This window comes from Nocardia sp. BMG111209 (assembly GCF_000381925.1).
In the GTDB taxonomy this organism is placed as follows: domain Bacteria; phylum Actinomycetota; class Actinomycetes; order Mycobacteriales; family Mycobacteriaceae; genus Nocardia.
On record NZ_KB907310.1, the window covers coordinates 676,270 to 694,876 of the forward strand.

20 protein-coding genes are annotated in these 18,607 nt (G+C 69.2%); 14 read left to right on the top strand and 6 right to left on the bottom strand.

Going from position 1 to position 18,607, the window contains the following annotated elements; translation table 11 throughout:
- Positions 1–2: 2 nt before the first annotated feature.
- Positions 3–647: a nucleoside triphosphate pyrophosphatase gene (locus G361_RS0141110; RefSeq protein ID WP_019932991.1), complete on the top strand. Its 645-nt coding sequence runs from the start codon at positions 3–5 to the stop codon at positions 645–647.
- Here the strand turns inward: G361_RS0141110 and G361_RS46470 are convergent.
- Positions 582–1,385 (bottom strand): metalloregulator ArsR/SmtB family transcription factor, encoded by an 804-nt coding sequence (locus G361_RS46470; RefSeq protein ID WP_052173020.1) that lies wholly within the window; start codon positions 1,383–1,385, stop codon positions 582–584. The two genes, G361_RS0141110 and G361_RS46470, sit on opposite strands and share 66 nt — an antisense overlap.
- A gap of 158 nt (positions 1,386–1,543) precedes the next feature.
- Between G361_RS46470 and G361_RS0141120 the strand changes: the two genes are divergently transcribed.
- Positions 1,544–2,473: a sulfurtransferase gene (locus tag G361_RS0141120; RefSeq protein WP_026344142.1), complete on the top strand. Its 930-nt coding sequence runs from the start codon at positions 1,544–1,546 to the stop codon at positions 2,471–2,473.
- A gap of 121 nt (positions 2,474–2,594) precedes the next feature.
- Positions 2,595–4,397 carry an acetyl/propionyl/methylcrotonyl-CoA carboxylase subunit alpha gene (locus G361_RS0141125; protein WP_019932994.1) on the top strand — a complete coding sequence of 601 codons (1,803 nt, stop codon included), beginning with the start codon at positions 2,595–2,597 and terminating at the stop codon, positions 4,395–4,397.
- Positions 4,398–4,603: 206 nt separating this feature from the next.
- Here the strand turns inward: G361_RS0141125 and G361_RS51570 are convergent, their stop codons facing one another.
- Positions 4,604–6,532 (bottom strand): serine/threonine protein kinase, encoded by a 1,929-nt coding sequence (locus G361_RS51570; RefSeq protein WP_019932995.1) that lies wholly within the window; start codon positions 6,530–6,532, stop codon positions 4,604–4,606.
- Between the two features lie 204 nt (positions 6,533–6,736).
- On the opposite strand from G361_RS51570, the gene G361_RS47945 reads away from it, so the two are divergent.
- The 4 genes from G361_RS47945 to G361_RS0141150 all read left to right on the top strand — a co-directional run bounded on the left by G361_RS47945 (position 6,737) and on the right by G361_RS0141150 (position 8,713).
- The gene (locus tag G361_RS47945) at positions 6,737–7,183 is read left to right on the top strand and encodes a DUF1707 domain-containing protein (protein WP_019932996.1); all 447 of its coding nucleotides are present in this window, start codon (positions 6,737–6,739) and stop codon (positions 7,181–7,183) included.
- A gap of 4 nt (positions 7,184–7,187) precedes the next feature.
- On the top strand, positions 7,188–7,526 hold the full coding sequence (locus G361_RS0141140; protein WP_019932997.1) for a hypothetical protein: 339 nt from the start codon (positions 7,188–7,190) through the stop codon (positions 7,524–7,526).
- A gap of 135 nt (positions 7,527–7,661) precedes the next feature.
- Positions 7,662–7,832, top strand: a complete 171-nt coding sequence (locus G361_RS50060) for a hypothetical protein (RefSeq protein WP_019932998.1) — start codon at positions 7,662–7,664, stop codon at positions 7,830–7,832.
- Between the two features lie 80 nt (positions 7,833–7,912).
- Complete coding sequence (locus G361_RS0141150; RefSeq protein WP_026344143.1) at positions 7,913–8,713, top strand: biotin--[acetyl-CoA-carboxylase] ligase; 801 nt, start codon at positions 7,913–7,915, stop codon at positions 8,711–8,713.
- A gap of 197 nt (positions 8,714–8,910) precedes the next feature.
- On the opposite strand, the gene G361_RS0141155 is transcribed toward G361_RS0141150, so the two are convergent.
- Positions 8,911–9,867 carry an acyl-ACP desaturase gene (locus G361_RS0141155; protein WP_019933000.1) on the bottom strand — a complete coding sequence of 319 codons (957 nt, stop codon included), beginning with the start codon at positions 9,865–9,867 and terminating at the stop codon, positions 8,911–8,913.
- A 132-nt stretch (positions 9,868–9,999) separates the two neighbouring features.
- Between G361_RS0141155 and G361_RS46485 the strand changes: the two genes are divergently transcribed.
- The 3 genes from G361_RS46485 (at position 10,000) to G361_RS0141170 (ending at position 12,613) form a co-directional block, all read left to right on the top strand.
- Complete coding sequence (locus tag G361_RS46485) at positions 10,000–10,548, top strand: PH domain-containing protein (RefSeq protein WP_019933001.1); 549 nt, start codon at positions 10,000–10,002, stop codon at positions 10,546–10,548.
- Between the two features lie 82 nt (positions 10,549–10,630).
- Positions 10,631–11,308: a response regulator transcription factor gene (locus tag G361_RS0141165; protein WP_019933002.1), complete on the top strand. Its 678-nt coding sequence runs from the start codon at positions 10,631–10,633 to the stop codon at positions 11,306–11,308.
- Entirely contained in the window at positions 11,309–12,613 is a 1,305-nt protein-coding gene (locus G361_RS0141170) for a HAMP domain-containing sensor histidine kinase (protein WP_019933003.1), read from the top strand.
- Positions 12,614–12,643: 30 nt separating this feature from the next.
- On the opposite strand, the gene G361_RS0141175 is transcribed toward G361_RS0141170, so the two are convergent.
- Complete coding sequence (locus tag G361_RS0141175; RefSeq protein ID WP_026344144.1) at positions 12,644–13,189, bottom strand: GtrA family protein; 546 nt, start codon at positions 13,187–13,189, stop codon at positions 12,644–12,646.
- Between the two features lie 124 nt (positions 13,190–13,313).
- Between G361_RS0141175 and G361_RS0141180 the strand changes: the two genes are divergently transcribed.
- The 4 genes from G361_RS0141180 to G361_RS0141195 all read left to right on the top strand — a co-directional run bounded on the left by G361_RS0141180 (position 13,314) and on the right by G361_RS0141195 (position 16,837).
- Complete coding sequence (locus G361_RS0141180; protein ID WP_052173021.1) at positions 13,314–14,537, top strand: 5-(carboxyamino)imidazole ribonucleotide synthase; 1,224 nt, start codon at positions 13,314–13,316, stop codon at positions 14,535–14,537.
- Entirely contained in the window at positions 14,527–15,078 is a 552-nt protein-coding gene (purE, locus tag G361_RS0141185) for a 5-(carboxyamino)imidazole ribonucleotide mutase (protein WP_081635805.1), read from the top strand. Before G361_RS0141180 ends, purE begins: the two co-directional genes overlap by 11 nt.
- Positions 15,079–15,150: 72 nt before the next feature.
- Positions 15,151–16,509, top strand: a complete 1,359-nt coding sequence (locus G361_RS0141190) for an FAD-binding oxidoreductase (protein ID WP_019933007.1) — start codon at positions 15,151–15,153, stop codon at positions 16,507–16,509.
- A 37-nt stretch (positions 16,510–16,546) separates the two neighbouring features.
- On the top strand, positions 16,547–16,837 hold the full coding sequence (locus tag G361_RS0141195; protein WP_019933008.1) for a GNAT family N-acetyltransferase: 291 nt from the start codon (positions 16,547–16,549) through the stop codon (positions 16,835–16,837).
- On the opposite strand, the gene G361_RS0141200 is transcribed toward G361_RS0141195, so the two are convergent.
- Entirely contained in the window at positions 16,834–17,133 is a 300-nt protein-coding gene (locus tag G361_RS0141200) for a hypothetical protein (protein ID WP_019933009.1), read from the bottom strand. The genes G361_RS0141195 and G361_RS0141200 overlap by 4 nt on opposite strands.
- 145 nt (positions 17,134–17,278) lie before the next feature.
- Positions 17,279–18,439 (bottom strand): acyl-CoA dehydrogenase, encoded by a 1,161-nt coding sequence (locus tag G361_RS0141205; protein ID WP_019933010.1) that lies wholly within the window; start codon positions 18,437–18,439, stop codon positions 17,279–17,281.
- Positions 18,440–18,607 lie beyond the last annotated feature (168 nt).

The following is an 18,607-nucleotide window of genomic DNA, read 5'->3' on the forward strand; positions in this document are numbered from 1 at the left end:
GCGTGGGTGCATTCGTACTCGCGTCCGCGTCGCCGGCGCGGCTGCAGGTGTTGCGGTCGGCCGGGCTGAACCCCCTCGTACGGGTTTCCGACGTGGACGAGGACGCGGTGTCGGCCGCATTGCCCGCCGGCACCGGTCCGGAACAGGTCGTCGTGGCGCTGGCCCGGGCCAAGGCCGAGGCGGTCGCCGCCGCCTTCGCCCGGGAGGGCGCGGACATTCTCGCCGACGCCGTGATCGTCGGCTGCGATTCCATGCTGCTGGTGGACGGCGTGCTGCACGGCAAACCGCACACCCCCGAGGTGGCCCGCGCGCGCTGGTCGGTGATGGCCGGCCGCAGCGCCGATCTGCTCACCGGCCACTGTGTCCTGCGCGTCGACGGCGGATCGGTGGTCGCCGCGGCCGACGATTGCAGCCGCACCACCGTGCACTTCGCGAAGCCCGAGCCGGAGGAGCTGGACGCCTACATCGCCACCGGGGAACCGTTGCAGGTGGCCGGCGCCTTCACCCTGGACGGCCTCGGTGGCTGGTTCGTCGATCGGATCGAGGGTGATCCGTCGAGCGTGATCGGGATCGGGCTGCCGCTACTGCGTCGGCTGTTGCGCGACGTGGGTGTCGGCGTTGCGCAGCTGTGGGTCGGCGCCCGCTAGCTTCGGATCGTTCCCGCGCAACTGCGGGCCCACCCGGGATCCGGTCGGCGCGGCGATCCGCGGTTCCGTCACCGGCATGGCCGCGGAATCGGGTACCAGCGAACTCTCCAGCGCCTCCAGCCGCGCCACGCACAGTTCGGGCTCCACGAACGGGTGCAGGCGGACGTTGACCGTGTCCCGGCCGCCGTTGCGGTCCAGCACCTCGCGCATGAGACCCAGATGCACCCCGCACACCACCTCGGAATGCGTCCGCGCGAGTTCCCGCAGCGGGCAGGCGGTGAGCCGGATCATGACCTGCTGGTCGGATTCGTTGCCGGGATCGCGCTCCGGGGCGAACCCGAGCTCCGACGAGACGGCGACGGTCACATCCTTGGCATCCTCGAGGGTCTGGATGCCCTCCTCGATGGTGTCCAGCTTGGCGCCCCAGGCCCGGCCGGCCGAGACGGCCGCGTCGGAGCGGCGCCGGGGGTCGCTGCCCAGCTGGTCGGCCAGTACCTGGGCCAGATCCTGATAGCCGACCGATCGCTGCACCGCGCTGTATCCGATGCGCGGACGACCCCGTCCGCGAGGTGGTTGCTGGAACTGCCGCACCAACGACTCACGGGTGAGAACGTCCAGATGAAATCGGACGGTGGTGACATGCTGTCCGGTAACCCGAGCCAATTCCTGGGCGTCGAGAGGCTCGCTGGCGCCGCGCAGGATCGCAAGCAGGCGCCGTCGTGGCCAAGAATCGGACATAGCTCACCCCTCCTCCCGGGAGACTTTATCGGATGAAGCTGCGACTTATTCGCTCATTCATCCGATTCGTGGTGTGGAACAAGTTCTCGTATTCGTGCGCACCTACCATCGGTGGGAACAGCTGACCACCACCCTGTCACGTCGGAAGGACCGACCTCGTGCCCGTCGCACCGGACCCTCATCCTTCCTTCGGTCTGCACGCACATCCTCAACGACTAGTAACCACACAGTGGCTGTCGGCAAACATCGGCGCGCCGGGATTACGGATCGTCGAATCCGATGAGGACGTGCTGCTGTACGACATCGGTCACGTACCCGGCGCCATCAAGATCGACTGGCGTGCCGAGCTTACCGATCCGCGGACGCGCGATGTCGTGGATGGCGTGCGTTTTGCCGAACTGATGCGGGAGAAGGGCATCGCGCGCGAGGACACCGTGGTGGTCTACGGGGACAAGGCGAACGGCACGGCCGCGGCGGTGCTCTGGGTGTTCGACCTGTTCGGCCATGCCGATGTCCGGCTGCTCGACGGCGGCCGCGAGGCCTGGATCTCCGAGGGGCGCGACACCACCTTCGAGGTGCCGCCGATCGGATTCGGCGACTATCCCGCGGTCGAGCGCGACGATCGCACCGAACGGGCCTTCCGGGCCGAGGTGCAGCAGTGGCTGTCCGGTGGCGCGGGCGTCCTGCTCGATGTCCGGACCGCCGAGGAGTACAGCGGTGAGCTGGACCGGATCTCCGATCGGCCCGAGGAACAGGCGCTGCGCGCCGGGCACATTCCGGGCGCGATGAACATTCCGTGGACCACGGCCGTCGGCCCGGACGGGCGGTTCCGGTCGCGGGCGGAGCTGGATCGGCGGTATCTCCCACTGCGCGCGGACGCCGAGGCCGGCACGATCGTGTACTGCCGCATCGGCGAGCGGTCCGCGCACACCCGTTTCGTGCTGACCGCTCTGCTGGGAATGGACGATGTGCGGGTCTACGACGGATCCTGGACCGAATGGGGCAACGCGGTGCGCGCGCCGATTGTGCGCGGTCACGAATCCGGCGGCGTAGCGGCCGCCACGCCCGCTGCTGCGCAGAGAATTTGAGTTGTCGCACGTCCCGCTCTTCGGGACTACTCCTCAGTAGCCCCTAGCCGGGTTACGGCTTTGTTGGCAGACTGCCTACACTCGCGAAAAGACGAACGATGTCCACAGCACAGGAGGCTCAGTGCCCAGCCATGCCAGCGCGCAGATCACGAAGGTCCTCGTAGCCAACCGGGGTGAGATCGCGGTGCGTGTGATCCGGGCCGCGAAGGATGCCGGGATCGCCAGCGTCGCGGTGTATGCCGAGCCGGACGCCGAGGCACCCTTCGTGCGGTTGGCCGACGAGGCGTTCGCGCTCGGCGGCCAGACCTCGGCGGAGTCGTACCTGGTGTTCGACAAGATTCTCGAGGCGGCCGCCAAGGCCGGCGCCGACGCGATCCACCCGGGCTACGGATTCCTCTCGGAGAACGCGGATTTCGCGCAGGCTGTGCTGGACGCGGGCCTGATCTGGATCGGCCCCTCCCCGCAGTCGATCCGCGATCTGGGTGACAAGGTCACCGCGCGGCACATCGCCCAACGCGCCAACGCACCGATGGCCGCGGGCACCAAGGATCCGGTGAAGGACGCCACCGAGGTGGTCGATTTCGCCAAGGAATTCGGTGTGCCGGTGGCGATCAAGGCCGCCTTCGGTGGTGGCGGCCGCGGCATGAAGGTCGCGCACACCATCGAGGAGATCCCCGAGCTGTTCGAATCCGCCACCCGTGAGGCCACCGCCGCCTTCGGTCGCGGTGAATGCTTCGTCGAGCAGTACCTGGACAAGGCCCGCCACGTGGAGGCCCAGGTGCTGGCCGACCAGCACGGCAACGTGATCGTGGTCGGTACCCGCGACTGCTCGCTGCAGCGGCGGTTCCAGAAGCTGGTCGAGGAGGCCCCGGCCCCGTTCCTGAGCGACGAGGTCCGTGCCAAGATCCACCAGTCCGCCAAGCAGATCTGCCGAGAGGCCGGTTACTACGGCGCCGGCACCGTGGAGTACCTGGTGCAGGGCGAGACGGTGTCCTTCCTCGAGGTCAACACCCGCCTGCAGGTCGAGCACCCGGTCACCGAGGAGACCGCGGGTATCGACCTCGTGCGGCAGCAGTTCCGGATCGCCAACGGCGAGGAACTGGAGATCAAGGAGGATCCGACCCCGCGCGGGCACGCGATCGAGTTCCGGATCAACGGTGAGGACGCGGGCCGCAACTTCCTGCCCGCCCCCGGCCCGGTGAAGGAGTACCGCGAGCCGTCCGGTCCCGGCGTGCGCGTCGATTCCGGTGTCGTCGAGGGCAGCGTCATCGGCGGTCAGTTCGACTCCATGCTGGCCAAGCTGATCGTGTGGGGCGAGACCCGCACCCAGGCGCTGGAGCGGTCGCGCCGCGCCCTGGCCGAGTACCACATCGAGGGCCTCGCCACCGTGCTGCCGTTCCACCGGCACATCGTCGAGAACCCCGCCTACATCGGCGACGGCACCAAGTTCGACGTCTACACCAAGTGGATCGAGACCGACTGGGACAACCCGATCCCGCCGTACACCGGTGCCGAGCCGATCGACGAGGACGACGAGGCCGCGCGCCAGACCGTCGTGGTCGAGGTCGGCGGCCGCCGGCTCGAGGTGTCGCTGCCGTCGCAGTTCAGCGTCGGCGCCGGTGTGGCGGCCGGTGGCGCCAACGGCGCGGGTGCCGTCCGCAAGAAGCCGAAGCCGCGCAAGCGTGGTGGCGGCGGCATGGGCGCCGCGTCCGGTGACGCGGTCACCGCGCCGATGCAGGGCACCGTGGTGAAGGTCGCCGTCGAGGAGGGTCAGTCGGTCGAGGCCGGCGACCTGATCGCGGTGCTGGAGGCCATGAAGATGGAGAACCCGGTCAACGCGCACAAGGCCGGTGTGGTCACCGGCCTCGCCGTCCAGCCCGGCGCCGCCATCACCCAGGGCACCGTGCTCGCCGAGATCAAGTAGGCCGCAAACCGTTCGTGAGCCCCGCACACTCTGCTGAGTGTGCGGGGCCCACGTCGTTTCCGGGGTGTTCGGAACGGTCTGCTCGGCCGCCGCCGATGTGTTCTGTTCCCTCGTCGGCCGCATTCCCGGTCCGCGGTTCGCGCCGACGCCATGTCGGCGGCTCGAGTTCGGCGTCGGTTCCCTTGTGCGCCAAGGGAACCGACCGCTCATCCGGTCTGTCCGGGGATGTGGAACTGGGTGGGGAAGCCGGGCGGGATCGGAATCTGCAACTGGGAGGGCAGCTGGAACGGCTTCGTGGGGGTGCTCGGCGGCACGGTGGTCGGCTTCGGCGGCACAGTGGTGCTTCTCGGCGAGGTGTGTGGTGCTGTGGTCGTGGAACTGGGTGCGGCCGGTGACGGTTGATGGTTGCCCAGCGTGGACGCCAGCGCCGATATGACCGCGATGAGAGCCAGCACCACCACCAAGGTGCCCACGCCGATGGCCGCGAGTTTGATTCTCCGGCCGCCCGGATCGGGCCGGGCCCGGTCCAGCGCCGCGGAATGCCCGGTGTAGCTGCCGGACAGAGCCGGATCCGACGCCGGTAGAACCTCGGTCGGCCGGGGCCCGGCCGCCACAGCGCCACCCGGCGGCGGGGCGAGGCCGGGAGCAGCGGCCGACGACGGCCACCCGGGCCCACCGGACTGACCCGGACGCATCGGGGTTCCCACGGGATTCGACGAATTGCGGGCCGACTCCGGGACGCCCCCGCTCAACTGTCGACCGGACCGAGCACCAGGAGATGCCGGATTCGATCCGTGGCGAACCGGTTCCGACGGACCGCCGACAGGACGCTGGGGTCCGCCGGGCGCGGCGGTTCCGCTCGGGTTGGATGCGTTGCGGGCTGATTCCAAGGGACTGCCGGCAGGGAGCCGGGGTCCGCTGGGGGTGGGGGTTCCGGCCGGGTCGGATGTGTTGTGCGCTGATTCCAGGGGACCGCCGGTGGGAGGTCGAGGTCCGCCGCGGGCGGGGGTTCCGGCCGGATTGGATGTGTTGTGGGCCGGTTCCTGGGGACTGCCGGCAGGGGGCCGGGGTCCGCCGGGGGTGGGGGTTCCGCCCGGGTCGGATGTGTTGTGGGCTGATTCCGAAGGGCTGCCGGTGGGAGGTCGAGGTCCGTCAGGGGCGGGAGTTCCGCTCGGATTGGAAGGTTCCGGTGGGCTGCCGGTGGGGCGTTGAGGTCCGGCGGGGGTCGCGGACCCGTTCGACTGGTGGTGTGCGGGCTCGGCGGGGGTGCCGGTCGAGGGGCGGGGGGTTGCGGCGCGGTCGAGGTCGGGTGGGGTGCGGGGGACCGGTTGGGTCATGCCGACGGCCGTGCGGGCGGCTGCCGCGAATGCGCCTGCGGTGGGGTAGCGGTCCTTGGACTTCTTCGCCATGCCGCGCGCGATGACCGCGTCCAGGGCGGCCGGGACCGCGGGGTCCGTCTTGTGGACGCTCGGGGGCGGTTGGTGCAGGTGGGAGTGCAGTTGGCGGGCCGCGTCCGTGTCGCCGAAAGGGCGCTGCGCCGTGAGGCATTCGTACAGCACACAGGCCAGGGCGTAGATGTCCGAGCTGGCGTCGGCGTGGCCGGTGAAGCGTTCCGGGGCCATGTACGCCAGCGTGCCGACGGTGAAACCCGTTGCGGTGATGGTCGGCTGATCGGTGGCGCGAGCGATGCCGAAATCGATGAGGTACGCGAATCCGCTCGCGTGTACCCGGATGTTGGCCGGTTTGACGTCCCGGTGGATCAGCCCGGCGGCGTGTGCGGCGTCCAGGGCATCGGCGACCTGCGACACCAGATCGACCGCCTCCGGGGCGCCCAGCGGGCCGGCGTGCAGCCGAGCCGCCACGTCGATGCCGGGTATGTAGGCCATCGCCAGGAACAGCCGGCCCTGTTCCTCGCCGAATGCCCGGATCGGCACCACATGCGGATTACTGAGCCGGGATCCGATCCGCGCCTCGCGGTCGAACCTGCGCCGATAGTCGGGATCCGCCCCGGTCACGGAGAGGATCTTGAGGGCGACGGACCGCTCGGCGGTGTCGCGCGCGAGCCAGACCTCGCCCGCCGCCCCGCGGCCGATCAATCGCTCCAGCCGGTACTCGCCGAACTGCCGCGTCGCCATCGTCACCCCCGTTCACCCCGGCCGTGCGCCGGTGCCGCCACGATCCGCGCAGCGACCGGCGTAATCGTGGGTCGACCAGTGCCGCACTGCCGGAACATGGCCCCGACAGTAGCTCGGACGCCCCGGCCGGAACCAGTGTGTCCCCAGTGACAGCGGCCCCGCTCCGCCCCGGAAAAACTCGGTGACGGGCGGTAATCTCGTCGTATGGCTGCAGATTCACCGGACATCCGCATCGGCACCGCGGAGCGCGAGCAGGCCATGCAGCGCTTGTCGGACCATTTCGCGGCGGGGCGGCTGTCGGTGGCGGAGTTCGACGAGCGCAGCGGTGTGGTCGCCGCCGCCGTCACCCGTGGCGACCTGGCGAAGGTGTTCACCGATCTGCCCGAACCGGTCGTCGCGCCGCCGGTGTCCGCCGGGCCGGTCCAGCGGCGGCCGGGCGGCCCCCGGCCCGAGGTGGTGGTTCCGGCGGTGGGCATCGCGGTGGTGCTGGCCGTGGTGCTGTTCCTCGCGACCCATCTGTGGTTCTGGTTCCTGCTGATCCCGGTCATCGTGCTCGCCCGCGCGGGGCGCAGTCCGAACGATCGCGAGCACCGCCGCCGGGAGCACCGGGAGTACCGCCGCCGGGAACGCCGGGAGCGCCGGGGACACTGATCGGGTGGAACCCATCGAGATCAACGCCGGCTCCTGGTACCTGCGCGCACTGCGCGCCGACGATCGGGTCGACGACCGACCGGCCCTCGCCGAGGGTGGTATCACCGAACCCGGCTACGTCGAACGCCGCGCTCGCGAATGGGACGCCGAGACCCATCTGTCCTGGGCGGTCTGCGTTCCCACCACCGCCGAACTGGTCGCCGAGATCGGCGCCACCCCGCAACCCGGCGGCACGGTGACGATCTCCGGCTGGTCGCGTCCCGGGTACGAGCACGCGCTGGAAGAAGGCCTCGCGGCCGTGCGTCGCTTCGTCGCGGGCGCACTCGGGTTGCAGCCCGCCTGATTTCGTGGATTCGAATCGCATATCGCTTGTGGCCGAACACTTTTCGGTCGGAAGGTGCGTAAAATGACTGTCTCCGTGTCCGGTTGGTCGGCTACTGTGAGTCGTCCGACAGACGGCGCTCGGGGAGGGTGCGATATGTGGGCATGGGGCAGGGACTACGCCGAACGGGCACTGGCGGCCACGTGGCAGAGCCGGCGGCCCGGCGAACCGGAGCCGACGATTCTCGATCCGCGGCCGTGGGAGGCCGAGTACGAAGGGGAGGCCGATTCGATGGATGCCGTAGCCGAGTACGAGCTGATCGGCTGATCACCGGCGTGTTCCGGCGCCGTCACCGCGGCGCCGGAACCGGCGGTGGAGCGGGCCCGGCGGGCGGGTAGCCTGCGGGAATGCAGAGGCCCCCGTTGGATGTCGATCGGCTGCGGCGCGAGATCGCCGAATCGCCGGAGCTGAAATTCTTCACCCGCGTCGATGTCGTGGAGTCGACCGGTTCGACCAACGCCGATCTGGTGGTCCGGTCCGCCGAGCCCGAGGTCGATCGGCAGGTGCTGATCGCCGAGGCGCAGGAGGCCGGGCGCGGCCGGCACGAGCGGACCTGGGTGAGCCCGCCGCGGGCCCAGATCGCGATGTCGGTGCTGCTGCGGCTCGGTGACATCGATCCGGAGGTGCTGGGCTGGCTGCCCCTGCTGACCGGTATCGCGGTGGTCGACGCGATCCGCGCGGTCACCGCGCTGGACGCGAACTTGAAGTGGCCCAACGATGTTCTGATCGGCGGCCGCAAGGTGGCGGGCATCCTCGCCGAAATCGCCACGGGCGCGGCAACTCCCGCGGTCGTGGTCGGGATCGGGCTCAACGTGAGCCTCGCCGACGCGGAATTGCCGGTGCCGCATGCCACTTCGCTCACCCTGGCCGGAGCGCCCGATACCGACCGGACCGCGGTGGTGCTCGGCATTCTCGCCGAGTTCGCGCGCCGGTTCACCGGCTGGCGGGACGCGGCCTGGGACACCGCGGCCCTCGCCACCGCCTACCGCGAACGCTGCGCGACCCTGGGCGCCACCGTCCGCGCCGAACTTCCCGGTGGCGAGGTACTCACCGGCGTCGCCACCGACGTCGACGAGCACGGCCGGCTGCTGATCGACGACCGTGCCGTATCCGCAGGCGACGTCACCCACCTGCGCGCCGAGTACTGAACCGGCAGCGGAGTATCGAACCAGGCCGCTGATCGGCGACCGTGCCGTGCCCGCGTGCGACGCCACCTGCCTCCGCGCCGAGTATCGAGCCCGGCTGCTGATCGGCGATCGGGCTGCGACCTGGGCAGTGCTCACGCACAAGCACCGAGAGCCGGGATCGGTACCGCGGACCCGGTACCGATCCCGGTGGTCCGGCACTACGCGATCTGCATATCCTTCGCGGCCTCGCGGGCGAGCATGCGGTCGCGCTGCTCCTCGAACTTGGCGGCGTCCTGGTCCAGCTTGACCAGGTAGGCGGCCAGTTCGTCGCGCGCCTGCTCGCCGCGCGGCCCGAAATCGGTGCGGTCGAAGACGTTCCAGTGCTTCAGCACCGGCTCGATGACCTCCTGCAGATGCTGGCGGGGATCGTAGATCCCGTGCTTGGCCATCATGATGGCGTACCGGCGGAAATTGGGCATCGAGCGGCCCGGCATCTCGAATCGCTGCACCAGATAGCTGATGTCGTCCATCATGCGGTCCGGCACCAGATCCAGCGCGGCGCCGGTCAGCGAGCGGTAGAAGATCATGTGCAGGTTCTCGTCGGCGGCCACCCGCTGCAACATGTGGTCGGCGATCGGATCGTCGCAGACCTTGCCGGTGTTGCGGTGGCTGAGCCGGGTCGCGAGCTCCTGGAAGGTCACGTACGCGACCTGCATGAGCACGCCGCCCCAGCGCGGATCGGTGGGAGTGGGCACGCCCGTGGTCATATGGGCCATCCGGGCCCGTTCCAGGGCCACCGGATCCACCGCGCGGGTCACCGTCAGGTAGTCGCGGATCACGATGGCGTGCCGGTTCTCCTCGGCGGTCCACCGGCCCACCCAGGTGCCCCACGCGCCGTCCTGGGTGAAGTTGGCGGCGATCTCGCGGTGGTAGGCGGGCAGATTGTCCTCGGTGAGCAGGTTGGTGATCAGCGAGACCTTCGCGATCTCGCTCAGTTTCGACTGGGAGGGCTCCCAGTCGGCCCCACCCATCGCTGCGAAGTTGCGGCCCTGGTCCCAGGGGACGTAGTCGTGCGGGTACCAGTCCTTGGCCATTTCCAGGTGGCGCTCGAGATGGTGCTCGGCCACCGGCTCCAGCTCCCGGAGCAGCTCGAACTGCGTCAGTTCCTTGGTCACACGTGCCTCCGCTGTCGCACATCGATGAAACCGAAAAGGTGGATCGAACTCGAGTCGAGCGAGAGAACTGCCTGGCATTCTTGCACCTTCGGGCGCTTCGACTCCACTGCCCCGCGCGGTAGGGTTTTATGCATGGGTTATCCGGAGGAGCTGCTCGCGCCGGACGAGCAGCTGCTGCTGCATCGTCATCCGCACTGGAAGATGTTGTTCTGGCCCGCGGTCACTTTCGTCGTCGTGACCGCGATCGCCGGATTCGCCGGGGGAGTCGCCTGGCCGCACCTGGAGGGTGTCACCCGCAACGCGGTGCTGATCGTCATCGTCGTGCTGTGGGCCGCAATCGTGTTGTGGCGCGGCCTCGGTCGCGTATTGCATTGGAAGTCGACGCATTTCATCGTGACCGATCGCCGGGTGATGGTGCGGGAGGGGGTGTTCACGCACACCGGTATCGACATCCCGCTCAATCGGATCACCAGCGTCCAGTTCCGCAACGGCCTGTCGGACCGCCTGCTGGGCACCGGCACCCTGATCATCGAGTCTGCCTCGGGCGAACCGCTGGAATACGACGACATCCCCGATGTGATGCAGGTGCACAATCTGCTGTACCACGAGGTCTTCGAGCAGGATCGCTACGATCCGCGCTACGACCGACCGCCGGGGTCGGGCCATCAGCACGGGTCGTGACCGGATTCGGACATCCGTGACCGGCCGCGGTCAACAGGGCATATCGAACACCGGGCCCCTGCGGAGTAAGTAGTCTTTACCCGTGACCGCAGTACTGCTGGCCGAAGACGACGAGGCCATCGCCGCCCCGCTGTCCCGGGCACTGGGACGCGAAGGCTATTCGGTGACCGTGGAGAGTTTCGGTCCCGCGGTGCTGCAGCGCGCATTGGAAGGCGAGCACGATCTGCTGATCCTGGATCTGGGTCTGCCGGGCATGGACGGGCTGGAGGTGTGCCGGCAGGTGCGGGCGCGCGGCGCCGATCTCGCGGTGCTGATGCTCACCGCCCGCACCGACGAGGTCGACTTCGTCGTCGGGCTCGACGCGGGCGCCGACGACTATGTCGGCAAACCGTTCCGGCTCGCGGAGTTGCTGGCCCGGGTGCGAGCGTTGTTGCGCCGCAGCGGGATCGGCGACGAGGCGGTGGAGATCGGCGGTGTCCGGCTGGAGCCGCAGGCGCGCCGGGTACTGGTCAACGGCCACGAGGTGAATCTCGCCAACAAGGAGTACGAACTGCTCAAGGTGCTGATCGACCGGGCCGGCCAGGTGGTGCCGCGGGAGACCATCCTGCGCGAGGTGTGGGGCGACGCGGACCTGCGCGGCTCCAAGACCCTGGACATGCACATGTCCTGGCTGCGCCGCAAGATCGGCGACGAGGGCCCGGTGGCCGAGCGTCGCATCGTGACCGTCCGGGGTGTCGGCTTCCGGTTCAACGCCGACTAGATGCGCCGCCGAATCCTGCTGTCGATGCTGGCCGCATTGACCCTGACCACGGTGGTGCTCGGTATTCCGCTGGCCTATACGGCCTGGCAGTGGGTCGCCGACATCACCCGCAACGATCTGCGGGCCCGGCTGGACCGGATGTCCGCGGAGATCGTCGCGCAGGAACGCGACGACGGGCTGGTGCACGGAACCCTCGACCTGCGCTCGGTGCGGCCGCTGATCCCGCCGGGCGGCCGGCTGACGGTCATCTATCCGACCCCGGAGGACGCCGCGTTGCGGATCGACGCCGGGGTGTCGCGGGTGCCCGATCCGATCGTGGAATCACTGTCGATGGGCACTTCCGGATCGCTGCGGCTCGAGGCGCCGTCCGGGCAGATGCACAATATGCAGCGGCAGGCCGTCGGCGCGGTGGCCCTGGTGGCCCTCGCCTCGCTGGCGGCCGGTGCGGCGGTCGCGGTGGTGACCGCGCGCCGGGTCGCCGACCCGCTACGCGATGTGGCCGCGCGGGCCGCCCGGCTGGCCAAGGGCGATTTCCGGGCCGATTCCCGCCGGCACGGCATCACGGAACTGGACCGCGTCTCGGACGTGCTGGATTCGGCGACGGTCGAGATCGCGGGCCGGTTGCAGCGCGAGCACGCCCTGGTGGCCGACGTCTCCCATCAGCTGCGCAGCCGCCTGACCGCCGTCCGGCTCCGGCTCGACGAGTTGTCGGCGCACAGCGATCCGGCGGTGGTGCACGAGGCGGAGGAGGCGATGGCCCAGGTCGACCGGCTCACCGCGGCCATCGACGAGCTGGTCCGGACCTCCCGCGACGACGGCGCCGCCGATCGTGATCCGGTGCCGGTGGTGGCGGAACTGCGCAAGGTGGTCTCCGAGTGGCGGCTGCCGTTCAGCGAGGCCGGCCGGATGCTGATGCTGTCCGGCGATCCACTGCTGCGAGCGCCGGTCACCGGTTCGCGGCTGCGGGAGGCGGTGGCGGTGCTGGTGGACAATGCCCTGATGCACGGCGACGGCGACTGCACGGTCTCGGTGCGCGCGGTCTACGGCGGTCCGGATCTGTCGCCGCTGGTGGCGGTGGAGGTCGCCGACGAGGGTGAGGGCGTCAGCGACGAGCTGGCCCCGCACATCTTCGACCGCGGTTTCTCCGGCGCCGGTTCGACCGGTGTGGGGTTGGCGCTGGCCCGGGCACTGATCGAGGCCGACGGCGGTCGCCTGGAGCTGCAACGCCGGCGTCCGGCGCTGTTCAGCGTATTCCTCGGCAAACCGGGACCGCAGCGATCGGGCATCGTCAACGAGCCGCGCTGAGCGGTGCTCACCTATGACGCTGAGCGGTGCTCAGCTGTGGCCGAGCTGCTCCTCCTCGTAGAGCCGCCCCTCGAGCTCCTCGACCAGGGTGTCGATCTCGTTCGGGAACACCCAGCGACGCATCGACCAGAACCGGAACACCATCTGCAGCAGATTGCCGATCACGAAGGCGCTGACGAAGTCGGCGATGTTCTCGGCGGTCAGGCTGACATGCGGGACCTGCAGGTCGAACACGTACCGCGAGGCCCACAGCGGAATGTTGCTGAGCAGCACGCCGATGCCGCTGACCACGAAGAACAGCAGCGCCTCGTGATGCTTCTCGCGTCCGCCGCGGCCCTTGAACGACCACTCCCGGTTCAGGATGTAGGACGCGATGACCGCGATGACACCGGAGATGATCTTCGCGGTGATCGGCTTGGAGGACAGCACGGTCAGCTTGAGCAGGTAGAAGATGCCGCTGTCGATGACGAACGTGGTGGCGCCGACGATCGCGAACTTGATCAGCTCGCGATGCCGGTAGGCGAGCTCTCGCACCGCCGGCGGCAACACACGGACCACGTTGTCTAGGAATGACACGCGCCGAGTTTATGCCTCCGGCCTGGGAGGCCCCGTCGGCCCCCCGGTGAATCGGAACAGGTTCCACGCCGGGACGGGCGGCGATTGCCCGAGGTTGCCCCGTCGGCAGGCCGGTCGGCGGGGGATGACAACATTGTGTGGCGTGAGCGCTCGTTCTTTCGACTCGTCGGGAATGCCGACGGTGACCATGATCGGTGGCGGCCAGCTGGCGCGGATGACGCACCAGGCTGCCGTCGCGCTGGGGCAGTCGCTGCGTGTGCTGGCGGAGCACCCCGGCGATCCCGCCGCCCAGGTCTCGCCCGAGGTGGTGCTCGGGTCCCATACCGACCTCGCGGCGCTACGCAAGGCCGCGGTCGGCTCGCACGCGCTGACCTTCGATCACGAGCACGTACCCACCGAACACCTCGAGACGCTGATCGCCGAGGGGGTGAACGTGCAGCCGCCGCCGCGGGCCCTGGTGTTCGCCCAGGACAAGCTGGCCATGCGCCGCAAACTCGCCGAACTGGGCGTCCCCGAACCGCCGTTCGTGGCGGTCGAATCGGTGGCCGACGCGCTCGGCTTCGGCGACGAGCACGGCTGGCCGTTCGTGCTGAAGGCGGTGCGCGGCGGCTACGACGGTCGCGGTGTGTGGATGATCGGCGAACGTGCCGAGGCCGAGCGGCTCGTCACCGAGCAACTGGCGGCCGGGGTGACACTGCTGGCCGAGCAGAAAGTGGATCTGAAGCGCGAACTGTCGGCGATGGTGGCCCGCTCCCCGTTCGGCCAGGCCGCGGCCTGGCCCGTGGTGGAGACCGTGCAACGGGACGGCCAGTGCGCCGTCGTGATCGCGCCCGCCCCCGGCCTGCCGTCCGCCGCGGCGACCGATGCGGAGGCGCTGGCCCTGCGACTGGCCGCCGAACTGGGCGTCACCGGCGCGATGGCGGTCGAACTGTTCGAGACACACTCCGGTGAGCTGCTGGTCAACGAGCTGGCGATGCGTCCGCACAACTCCGGCCACTGGGGTATGGACGGCGCGGTCACCGGTCAGTTCGAACAGCATCTGCGCGCGGTGCTGGACTATCCGCTGGGCAGCACCCGCCCGCTGGCCCCGGTGACGGTGATGGCGAACATCCTCGGCGCCCCCGAGGCGCCCGCGATGTCGATGGACGAACGCCTGCACCACCTGTTCGCCCGGCTCCCGGAGGCCCGGGTGCACCTCTACGGCAAGGGCGAGCGGCCCAAGCGCAAGATCGGGCACGTCAACATCCTCGGCGACGATGTGGCCGAGGTACGCGAGAAGGCGGAGCGCGCGGCGCACTGGATGTCGCACGCGGTATGGACCGACGGATGGGACCCCCATGGCCACTGAAAACACCCCGCCGGGCCCTTCGGGGCACTCCGCAGGCTCCGCGCCCGGCCCCCAGGTCGGCCTGATCATGGGCAGCGATTCCGACTGGCCGACCATGGAGGCGGCCGCGGAAGCGCTGGCGGAGTTCAGAATTCGGTTCGAGGTCGGCGTGGTGTCCGCGCATCGCACCCCACAGCGCATGCTCGACTACGCTCGCACGGCCGCCGCCCGCGGCCTGCGGGTGATCATCGCCGGCGCGGGCGGCGCCGCCCACCTCCCCGGCATGGTCGCCTCGGCCACCGCGCTGCCCGTGATCGGCGTCCCGGTCCCGCTGAAGTACCTCGACGGCATGGACTCCCTGCTGTCGATCGTGCAGATGCCCGCCGGCGTCCCGGTCGCCACCGTCTCGATCGGCGGCGCCCGCAACGCGGGCCTGCTGGCGGTCCGCATCCTCGCCGCCGCCGACCCCACCCTCCGCACCCGCATGGAACAGTTCCAGGCCGACCTGGAGAAACTCGTCCTGGAAAAGGACGAATCCCTCCGCACCCGCCTGCTCGGCTGATCCGGAACGACCCGGTATCCCCGCGGCCCGCGACTCGATTCCGGGGCGGCGGGCATCGAGTAGGTTGCAGAGGTGGACGTGAATTCGCTGGCAGCGCTGCTGCCGGACGGTGTCGTGGTCACCGATCCGGACATCCTCGGTGGCTATCGGCAGGATCGGGCGCAGGATCCGGATGCCGGGATGCCGGTGGCGCTGGTGCGGCCGGTGAGCACCGAGCAGGTGGCCGCGGTGGTGCGGTGGGCGCACGAGCATCGGGTGCCGATCGTGCCGCGCGGGGCGGGGACCGGGTTGTCCGGGGGCGCCACCGCACAGGACGGCGCGCTGCTGCTGAGTACCGAGCAGATGCGGGAGATCGCCGTCGATCCGGTGACGCGGACCGCGGTGGTGCAGCCGGGACTGCTGAACGCCGAGGTCAAGGCGGCGGTGGCCGAGCACGGCCTGTGGTATCCGCCGGATCCGTCCTCGTTCGAGATCTGTTCCATCGGCGGCAACGCGGCCACCAACGCCGGTGGGCTGTGTTGCGTGAAGTACGGGGTCACCACCGATTACGTGCTCGGCATGGAGGTGGTGCTCGCCGACGGGACCGTGGTGCGGCTCGGCGGCCCGCGGTTGAAGGATTCGGCGGGGCTGTCGCTGACCAAACTGTTCGTCGGCAGCGAGGGCACCCTCGGCATCATCACCGAGCTGACGTTGCGGTTGCTGCCCGCGCAACCGCCGCAGAGCACAGTGGTCGCGTCGTTCGCCACCCTGGAGTCGGCCTGCGACGCCATCCTCGCGATCACCGGCCGGCTGCGGCCGTCGATGCTGGAATTCATGGATTCGGTCGCGATCAACGCGGTCGAGGATCAGTTGCGGATGGGCCTGGACCGCGAGGCCGCCGCCCTCCTGGTCGCGCGGTCCGACGCCCCCGGCGAACATGCCGGTCAGGAGGTGGCGCAGATCGCGGAGTTGTGCGAGAAGGCCGGTGCCACAGAGGTTTTCGCCACCGACGATCCGGCCGAGGGTGAGGCGTTCACGGTCGCCCGCCGGGTCGCGATCCCCGCGCTGGAGCGCAAGGGCCCGCTGCTGCTCGAGGATGTCGGCGTGCCGCTGCCCAGACTCGGCGAACTGGTGACCGGGATCGCCGGCATCGCCCGCCGCCGCGAGGTACTGGTCTCGGTGATCGCGCACGCCGGCGACGGCAACACCCACCCGCTGATCGTCTACAACCCCGCCGACGCGGACGAGGCGGCGCGCGCACAGCAAGCCTTCGGTGAGATCATGGAACTGGCGATCACCCTCGGCGGCACCATCACCGGCGAGCACGGTGTCGGCCGCCTCAAGAAGGCGTGGCTACCGGATCAGGTCGGCCCGGATGTGATGGCGTTGACCCGCCTGATCAAGACCGCCCTCGACCCGCAGGGCATCCTCAATCCGGGAGCCGTACTGTGACCGGAACAATTGTCGCTACCGAGGAGTTCCACCGAGCATGACGACCAGGCTCGAACACAATGCCGCGGCCACCAGGTACGAAATCCACATCGACGACACGCTGGCGGGCTACGCGGACTACAGCGAGCGCACTCTCGGCGACACCCGGGTTCGGGATTTCCAGCACACGCTGACCTTCCCGGAATTCCGTGGCCGCGGCGTCGCCGCAGAGCTCATCGAATTCGCGTTGCGCGATGCCCGCGAGAATGATTTCGCGATAATACCGACCTGCTGGTATGTCGAGAAATTCATCGCGGAACATCGCGAATACGCCGACCTGGTGGCTTAATTCCGCCGCCACAGGCGCTGGTTCACGCCGCTGCCGAGAGCGTGGGCAACTTTACTGCCGTCGAAACCGGGTAGCTGGCGCAGGCGGTCGAGGAACTTGCTGTCGGCCGCCGATCGCGGCACGACGCAGCCGTTCCCCTTGGTGCCGATCAGCACGTAGAACACCACGTCGGTGAACGGGCCGTCCGACGTGCTGATGATTCGAACCTCCGAAAGCTCCTGCCACGCAACCTCTTCGATACGTCCGTTGTCGAGGGTGCGCCGGACGAACCTGTCGTTGATCTCGACTCCGGCCATGGATCAATAGTGCGCTATGAGCCGCACGTATGCATAGACCCTAATTCGCCCGATTGCGAATGAAATAGCAAATGCAAGAACGACTCTGGCGATGCGAGGGCCCGGAGATCATGCCCCGGCCGCGCACCGCCGTCGTCGCCGGGAATCAGCCCTTGAGCAGCGCGCGCGACATCACCACGCGTTGAATCTGGTTGGTGCCCTCGTAGATCTGGGTGATCTTGGCATCGCGCATCATTCGCTCCACCGGGAAATCGGTGGTGTAGCCCGCGCCGCCGAACAACTGCACCGCATCGGTGGTGACCGACATGGCGACATCGGAGGCGAAGCACTTGGCGGCGGCGGAGATGAAGCCGAGGTTCTTCTCGCCGCGTTCGGCGCGGGCGGCGGAGGTGTAGACCATGAGCCGGGCGGCCTCCACCTTCATCGCCATATCGGCGAGCATGAACTGGGTGTTCTGGAAATCCGCGATGGGCTTGCCGAACTGCTTGCGGTCCTTGGTGTAGGCGAGGGCCGCGTCCAGGGCGCCCTGGGCGATGCCCACGGCCTGCGCGCCGATGGTCGGGCGGGTGTGGTCGAGGGTCTCCAGCGCGGTCTTGAAGCCGGTGCCCTCCGCGCCGATGATCCGGTCGCCGGGTATCCGGCAGTTCTCGAAGTACAGCTCCGCGGTCGGCGAACCCTTGATGCCGAGCTTGTGCTCGAGCGGCCCCACCACGAAACCCTCGTCGTCCTTGTGCACCATGAAGGCCGAGATGCCGTTGGCGCCCTTCTCCGGGTCGGTGACGGCCATGACGGTGTACCAGGAGGATTTGCCGCCGTTGGTGATCCAGCACTTGGAGCCGTTGATCACCCAGTCGTCGCCGTCGCGGCGGGCACGGGTGCGCATACTGCCGGCGTCGGATCCGGCCTCGCGCTCGGACAGCGCGTAGGAGGCCATCAGGCCGCCGGCGATATCGGGCAGCACCCGCTGCTTCAGCTCCTCGGAACCCTTCAGGATCAGGCCCATGGTGCCGAGCTTGTTCACCGCCGGGATCAGCGAGGACGAGCCGCACACCCGCGCGACCTCCTCGATCACGATGCAGGTGGCGACGGAATCCGCGCCCTGGCCGCCGTACGCCTCGGGGACGTGCACGGCGTTGAAGCCGGCGGCGTTCAGCGCGTCCAGGGCCTCCTGCGGGAACCGTGCCCGGCCGTCGACGTCCTTCGCGTACGGCGCGATCTCCTTCTCCGAGAGGGCGCGGATGGCCGCGCGCAACTCGTGATGGACGTCGTCCAGCTGAAAGAGTCCGAAGTCGGGGTTGCCCGCCATGAGTTCACTCCTGGTCGTGGGTCGGATCGCGTGACGACGCGAAGCTCCAGCATGTCGGCACCGAGTGCCATTCAATTCGAGTATACGCCGCCAGGTGGCGACCACATGCGCGGACGGGCGTGTTCAGCGGGTGGCACTGAGTGCCAAGGTGTGCGATCAGGAAACTGT

Excerpts from the sequence above, each read along its gene's own strand:
- G361_RS46470 (WP_052173020.1), bottom strand. The coding sequence starts at position 1,385 with ATGTCCGATTCTTGGCCACGACGGCGCCTGCTTGCGATCCTGCGCGGC.
- G361_RS51570 (WP_019932995.1), bottom strand. The coding sequence starts at position 6,532 with ATGGCGACGCGGCAGTTCGGCGAGTACCGGCTGGAGCGATTGATCGGC.
- G361_RS47945 (WP_019932996.1), top strand. The coding sequence starts at position 6,737 with ATGGCTGCAGATTCACCGGACATCCGCATCGGCACCGCGGAGCGCGAG.
- G361_RS50060 (WP_019932998.1), top strand. The coding sequence starts at position 7,662 with ATGTGGGCATGGGGCAGGGACTACGCCGAACGGGCACTGGCGGCCACG.
- G361_RS0141150 (WP_026344143.1), top strand. The coding sequence starts at position 7,913 with ATGCAGAGGCCCCCGTTGGATGTCGATCGGCTGCGGCGCGAGATCGCC.
- G361_RS46485 (WP_019933001.1), top strand. The coding sequence starts at position 10,000 with ATGGGTTATCCGGAGGAGCTGCTCGCGCCGGACGAGCAGCTGCTGCTG.
- G361_RS0141170 (WP_019933003.1), top strand. The coding sequence starts at position 11,309 with ATGCGCCGCCGAATCCTGCTGTCGATGCTGGCCGCATTGACCCTGACC.
- G361_RS0141180 (WP_052173021.1), top strand. The coding sequence starts at position 13,314 with ATGACAACATTGTGTGGCGTGAGCGCTCGTTCTTTCGACTCGTCGGGA.
- purE (WP_081635805.1), top strand. The coding sequence starts at position 14,527 with ATGGCCACTGAAAACACCCCGCCGGGCCCTTCGGGGCACTCCGCAGGC.
- G361_RS0141195 (WP_019933008.1), top strand. The coding sequence starts at position 16,547 with ATGACGACCAGGCTCGAACACAATGCCGCGGCCACCAGGTACGAAATC.
- G361_RS0141200 (WP_019933009.1), bottom strand. The coding sequence starts at position 17,133 with ATGGCCGGAGTCGAGATCAACGACAGGTTCGTCCGGCGCACCCTCGAC.
- G361_RS0141205 (WP_019933010.1), bottom strand. The coding sequence starts at position 18,439 with ATGGCGGGCAACCCCGACTTCGGACTCTTTCAGCTGGACGACGTCCAT.